The sequence below is a fragment of the Aeromonas aquatica genome, assembly GCF_000764655.1.
Lineage (GTDB): Bacteria > Pseudomonadota > Gammaproteobacteria > Enterobacterales > Aeromonadaceae > Aeromonas > Aeromonas aquatica.
In genome coordinates, this window is the sequence record NZ_JRGL01000082.1 from 1 (window position 1) to 1,701 (window position 1,701).

Sequence of the window (1,701 nt, forward strand, 5' to 3'; positions counted from 1 at the left end):
CCAAGATCGGCCGCTTCAATGGCCAGGCGAACCAGCCACAGCGAGGTCAGCACAACGAACGCCGGGATCAGGGCCGCGAAGGATTTCAACACGGCGGGCGGGACGGAATCGGGCAATTTGAAACTGATGTTCCTGACCATCAACCACCGATAAACCTCGGTTGCATAGATGGCGATGAGGATCCCCAGGAACATACCGGCACTGCCCATGTAAGCCAGGTTGATGCCACTGACACTGATCTCCTCACCGGTTGCCTCTATGGTGTGAGTGATGTTGTAGGGCGTGACGAGCATATAGGCAGCCAGCGCAACGGCGGCGGCGATAATGGGATCGAGCTGGGTATATTTCTGTGCCAGACGATAAGCCACCCCCAAGGTGGCAAAGATGGCGATCAGATCATAGGTTGCCCCGACCGGCAGCAGCAGCTTGTCCATCAGACCGCTCTCGGTCATGTACTCTTCGTAGCCGGGGAACGGCAGGAAGGCCAGGATCAGGAACAGCGAGCCAATGATCATGAAGGGCATGACCAGTGCCATACCATCACGGATAGCGATCAGATGACGGTTATTTCCCAACCGCTGAGCCAGCGGCATCACATATTTTTCAATCGGATCTTTTGTATTGGCATTATTCATAGCATCCCTCGCCATATATCAACGCAACAGCATTGTTTAAATACGCCTGATAACAGGCTCCATTTCAAAAACCATTTAATGACATGAATTAACGACGCAATCCTATCCGGCGATAGGTGTGCCGTTTGCCACGAATGGCGATTGAGCAATATTTGATGTTCTCTGGATCGGCAATGCCCGCAAAGCCCGCATCACCGATGTGAATAATATCTGCACCAGCCACCTTGGAATTAAGTGCTATTTGCTCGACGACCGTTCTATCGGCTCCCTCCTGGGAGGTTCCCATGGCGCACAAGGCCAGCTTGCCGGCGCCATGAATCACTTCTATCAGCGCCTTGGCGGTTTCGGGTGTCATGCCAGGGGTGGTATAAGGCGCCGGGATCATGATGATGTCGGCCCCCGCCTGGCAATATTTGAGCAGCACCTCAGCCGCAACCTCTGTGCCTGTGCCGGCCCCATGCATCTTGCCGGCAATGATCAGCAATTGATTGTCAGCCACGGCCTTGGCCATGCGAATGGCGTCGATGATCCCTTCTTCGGTGATCATGGTATTGGGATTGCCGGTGATGACGACATAATCCAGACCCAGGGCCACCGCCTGTTTGATGTTGTCTGCCGATACCCGAAAACCGGCCGGATACTTAATGTCTTGCGGCACAGGCTCCAGATTGCAGCCAATAAAACGGCTGGATACCTGCTTTAAATCCTGCACCACCCGATTCAGGCTCGCTTGCTGGCGAATGAAGCTGGCGTGCTGCTCATAGCGGGTGGCGAGGCAGGCATCGTCGTCGACCGCTTCGTCATACAGGCCTTCGACAAAGGGCTGGCCCAGATCAAAGGTGTTGAGGGTGATCATGTCTGCGCCAAACGATGCCGCCAGCTCTGGATTGCTCACCCCCTCGGAGAAGGGCTGGCAGCTCACCACCGTCTCGGCCATCAGGGTCCGCCCCTCGCTATGCCGGATCATCTGCAGTAGCTGCACCGGCGTCGTCGCCAGGACATCGGCTCTGAGGACTTCAAACATTCTCTTCATAAAGACTCCAACCACATCGCAGATGAATACCAA

At 55.2% G+C, this 1,701-nt stretch carries 2 protein-coding genes; both read right to left on the minus strand.

All coding sequences use genetic code 11. The annotated features are described in order from the left end of the window. Nucleotides 1–635 (minus strand): PTS transporter subunit EIIC (locus LG30_RS0107905; RefSeq protein ID WP_033130167.1); only part of this gene is annotated, 635 nt, incomplete at its 3' end. A gap of 88 nt (nt 636–723) precedes the next feature. Further along, nucleotides 724–1,701 (minus strand): DUF7916 family protein (locus LG30_RS0107910; protein ID WP_238566403.1); only part of this gene is annotated, 978 nt, incomplete at its 5' end.